Annotated in this window: 3 protein-coding genes; 1 reads left to right on the top strand and 2 read right to left on the bottom strand. The window is 59.4% G+C overall.

Annotated elements, in window-relative coordinates:
* The first annotated feature begins 24 nt into the window (after nucleotides 1–24).
* Complete coding sequence (locus VMA74_RS00190; protein WP_325363608.1) at nucleotides 25–1,428, top strand: glycoside hydrolase family 30 protein; 1,404 nt, start codon at nucleotides 25–27, stop codon at nucleotides 1,426–1,428.
* Nucleotides 1,429–1,532: 104 nt separating this feature from the next.
* Here VMA74_RS00190 and VMA74_RS00185 read toward each other — a convergent pair whose 3' ends face one another.
* Together VMA74_RS00185 and VMA74_RS00180 are read right to left on the bottom strand one after the other, a co-directional pair.
* Complete coding sequence (locus VMA74_RS00185) at nucleotides 1,533–2,372, bottom strand: plasmid replication/partition related protein (protein WP_325363606.1); 840 nt, start codon at nucleotides 2,370–2,372, stop codon at nucleotides 1,533–1,535.
* 157 nt (nucleotides 2,373–2,529) lie between these two features.
* Entirely contained in the window at nucleotides 2,530–2,802 is a 273-nt protein-coding gene (locus VMA74_RS00180; RefSeq protein WP_325363604.1) for an XAC0095 family protein, read from the bottom strand.
* Nucleotides 2,803–4,455: the final 1,653 nt, after the last annotated feature.

Below are 4,455 nucleotides of genomic sequence, written 5' to 3'. Positions count from 1 at the left end.
GAAGCTACCGCTTCGACGCAGTCGATCCTGCCCACCGTCCAGCAGTGGCTGAGCACGGAGGATCGCCGGCTGAAGCTGGCGCGGCAACCCGATATTGAGATGACCGCTCGCGGCACGTTACCTGCCGATGTGGTCATCGACGTCAACAAGAAGTATCAAACCATGGTCGGCTTCGGCGCGGCCATGACGGACTCGTCGGCGTGGTTGCTCCATAACAAGCTGAATTGGTTGCGGCGTCGCGCCTTGTTGCACGAGCTGTATGGTCCGCCTCCCAACCTCGGGCTGAACATGATGCGCCTGACCATCGGCGCTTCGGATTTCTCGCTGAAGCCATATACCCTGGATGATGTTCCCTTCGGCCAGGTCGACCCGCAGCTACAGCATTTCAACGTTACGCCCACCCTGCACGATGTGATACCGACGGTGCGCGAGATCCTTTCCATCGATCCGGATATGCGCATTGTCGCATCGCCATGGAGCGCCCCGGCGTGGATGAAGACCAGCGAAAACCTTATTGGCGGGGAATTGCTGCCGCAGTACGAAAGTGCGTATGCGGACTATCTCGTCAAATATCTTGATACGTACCTCGGTTACGGCATCCCGATCTTTGCAGTGACCTTGCAGAACGAACCGGGCTTCGTACCCATTACGTATCCTGGCATGGAGATGCCCGAGCCCACGCGGGCGCGCATCGTCGCGCAATATCTCGGCCCGAAGCTGGCAAGCCGCAGCCCCAAAACACAGATCCTGGAATGGGATCACAACTGGAACCAGCCCGAGCAGCCATTGAGCATGTTGGCGGACCCCGATGCCGCACCCTATATCGCTGGTGTTGCCTGGCATTGCTATGACGGCAGCCAATATGCGCAAGGTCGCGTGCATCGTGCGTATCCCCAAAAGGACACCTACATTACCGAGTGCTCCGGGGGCGATTGGGCGTCGAGCGCAAACGGCGAGCTGCTCTGGTTTACACGGGAGCTGCTGGTGACCGGGATCAGGCAGTGGGCGCGTGGCGTCATCTACTGGAACCTGGCGCTCGATGAACAGCACGGCCCGCATTTTGGCGGCTGCGATGCCTGCAAGGGTGTGGTCACCATCAACTCGCGCACCGGCGCAGTGAGCCGCAACGACGAATACTACGCGTTGGCGCACTTCAGCCGCTTCGTCTTGCCTGGCGCCGTGCGGGTGGAATCCACCAAGACCGACAGCGGCATTGCCAATGTGGCCTTCCAGAACGCTTCCGACGGGTCGATCGTGCTGGTGGTGGTGAACAGCCATACGGATGCGCGTCCTGTCTCGGTCGCACAGGGCAAGACGCGTTTCGATTACACGATGCCGCCGGAAAGCGTGGCGACCTTCGTATGGAACACGGGGCAGGCAGAAGCGTGGGGGCGGCGCGTCCTCGGGTGGTTGAAAGCTGTTCGATAGGGACGGTATTACCCAATGCTCCGAACTTAAGGTTCACGTTGATGCCGTTTCAAAGTGAGTCAGTGCGGAAAAATGCATGGCGGTAAGTTCGGAGCATGGCGGTATTACCTGACTGACACTGCCCGCAAATCCGCCAGCTCCTTGCGCAGCGCTGCGTTTTCCTCCTGAAGCGCGGCCACCTGCCTGCGCAGTTGCAGCACTTCCTCGGCGGCGTCATCGGCGCCGCTCTCCGGCGAGGGCGTGCTCGGCTCCTTGGTGGGCACTTCGCGCGGTTTGCGCTTGGCATCGCGCACGCGCTTGGCCACTTCCTTCAATTCCTTGCTTCCCGCCAGGGCGGCTTCGCGCTGTTCCTCTGCCGGGAGGCTCGATACTGCTGCGGCGGCGTTGATGGAGATGATGCCGGAGCGTACCGCTGCAACGACTTCAGGTGCGGCTTGTTTCTGGATCTTTTCGATCAGGGCGACTTGATTGCCACTGAGCTTGGCCTGGCGTGCGAGTGCTTCCCGGCTGGGTGGCCGTTCGGCGTTGGGCGAAGCGGGGGCGGGTGGTTCGGCGGCAGGGGCTGCCTCGTCCGTGGGTTCGGTGTTCGGCGCAGCAGCAGCCGCGGCCTGGGCGGTGGATCGTTGCGCCAGGATCTCGCGCTTGCGCAGCGCCAGCACGCCGCGCTGAAAATCCGACACGCTGCGCCGGCCCAGGTGTTGGTCGATCATCCACAGATGCACGTCCTCGATCGACTGGAAGCGCGGGTTCTGTATCGTCTGGAACGGTAGGCCGTGCTTCTGGCAAATGCCGTAGCGATTGTGACCATCGACCAATACGTTGCCCCACAGCACGAGCGCATCGCGGCAGCCTTCGGCAAGAAGGCTGCGCTCCAGCGATTCGTGCTCCTCCGGCGTCAGCGGATCGATATAGGCCTTGAGTTCCTCGTTGACGACGATGTCCACGTTTGCTTCGCCCCGTATCAGAAAAGAAAAGGGCGCGCATTGTAGTGCGCTTGGCCGGAATGGGGATACCGCGCCGGCAAGGAGACTGCATCAGCTACGGCGCGACAGCATAAGCCACGCGCCAGAAGGTTCGTGTGCAGGAAGAGGGCTTGCTGCGCTACTGCCACATCTGGCTTTGCGTGCCAAGCCAATTCTCGTCACTCAACCGCTCCAACACTTCGTCGAGCTTTGCGTTGATCGCTTCAAAGATGAAATACAGCTCGGCGCGACCGATGGTCATCACGCCGTTGCCGTTCTCGGCGTTGTCTTCGTTGTAGGTGATGTGCGCCATCAGGGTCAGCATGTCCTGCAGGTCTCGCAGGGTTTCATAGCTGTCGCTGGACAATAGATAAAGTTGCGGCCCGCAGCGGCCGCCGTGCATGTCTTTCATGGTGGTTCTCCACACGCTTAGGTCACGCCGCGTATTGCGCGCGGCGTGAAGGGCTTTCAGGAAAAATCCTGCTCGCTATGTCGGAATCAGCTGCTTCCGCTTCGACGAATGCCCACTTTGGCTCGACGCCGCACAGTGTGTGCGGCGGTGAAGTAGGAGAAATGCACCAGGGTGGGAGCACGAAGGCGTGCGGGTGCCGTATGATGATCGATAACCATTGTCAACTCCAATGCTAGTTGGTGGTGGCCAGCGGATCGTCTGAGCCCTAACTCGGGCGATCCGCGCTACTTCACTCATGTCGGGCGTGTCGTAACTCATCACAGCGGATGGGCACGCCCGACTACCGCACCATCGCATGAAATGCAATTTGAAATCTGTCGGGCCTGAGTGATTCGGCGTGTTGGCGAATGCCTACTTGATACATGGGAAAGGGCTTTGTAGAACGCCCGCTCAAACTGCCAGCGACAGCGCGTGCATTGAAAATGCCCGGCGGGTCATACCGCTCGGCTCGGTGGTTGCTCGGCAGTGGGTGAGGCGCAATGCTCCGAACTTAACGACAATGGCGCTAACTTAAGGGCACTTCTATAAATTGCCCTCATAGCGAAGCGGGCATCTGGATCATCGCGGAAAACTGTTCCCTCTCCTGCGAAGTAGGGGAGGGCTAGGGTGGGGTGCGAGCGCAGCGAGCGGCGGGAGCCAACCATCGCCTCCATACTTTTCTCAGGAAATTCAGCTGTACGCTAAAGCCCAAGCAACCCCACCCCAACCCTCCCCTACTGCCGCAGGGGAGGGAGTGCATCGTGGCGAGTATCAAGTTGTACCGACTTGTCACGCTGCTGGACGAGTAGAGGGCAATTTATAGAAGTGCCCTTAAGGGCACTTCTATAAATTGCCCTCATAGCGAAGCGGGCATCTGGATCATCGCGGAAAGCTGTTCCCTCCCCTGCGAAGTAGGGGAGGGCTAGGGTGGGGTGCGAGCGCAGCGAGCGGCGGGAGCCAACCATCGCCTCCATACTTTTCTCAGGAAATTCAGCTGTGCGCTAAAGCCCAAGCAACCCCACCCCAGCCCTCCCCTACTTCGCAGGGGAGGGGGCAGATCGCCGCGAACAACAAGCTTTTTGGCTCAAAAATCCAACACCACGTCATTACGGATGACGCGCCTTGGCCTGCGCATGCATGGCGCCACGCAGCCAGCCATTCACGCCATTTCCACACAGTTGCGTGGTAGCTTCGCGGCGCTAACGGGGAATTCAGGGGTTTGTTTTAGTCGGCCAGGATTGGTCTGCTTGCTGCACCGGAAAGAGTCGCCGGATTTTGCGGCTTTTTTGGTGTTTCTACTGGTTGGCTTGTCTCTCTGGCTTCGCGCTGGCGTGGTTCACTGTGCTTTTTTCTAGTGATCGGACCACGGTTCGATCACCGCCGAGTCTTGCGCACTGGTTTTGTCGCCCGCACGGCCGTTGAGCTTTTCGTGAGTCGCGTTGATCGAGTGCCATCCATGGTTCGGCGAGGGTATGCAGCCGTGATGCGGACGAATGAGTCCGTGAGTGGTGACGTGCTTTGCTTTAAAAGCATGCCATCAAGGTAAACGCCATTAGTTGTATCCCTTCAACGAGGAGATAGCCAATATGCGCCTTAAAATTGATCGTCTGGGTT

This window comes from Dyella sp., assembly GCF_035508675.1.
Classification (GTDB): Bacteria; Pseudomonadota; Gammaproteobacteria; order Xanthomonadales; family Rhodanobacteraceae; genus Dyella_B.
Note: the sequence above shows the minus strand (reverse complement) of the source record. Positions and strands in the feature narration are given on the sequence as shown.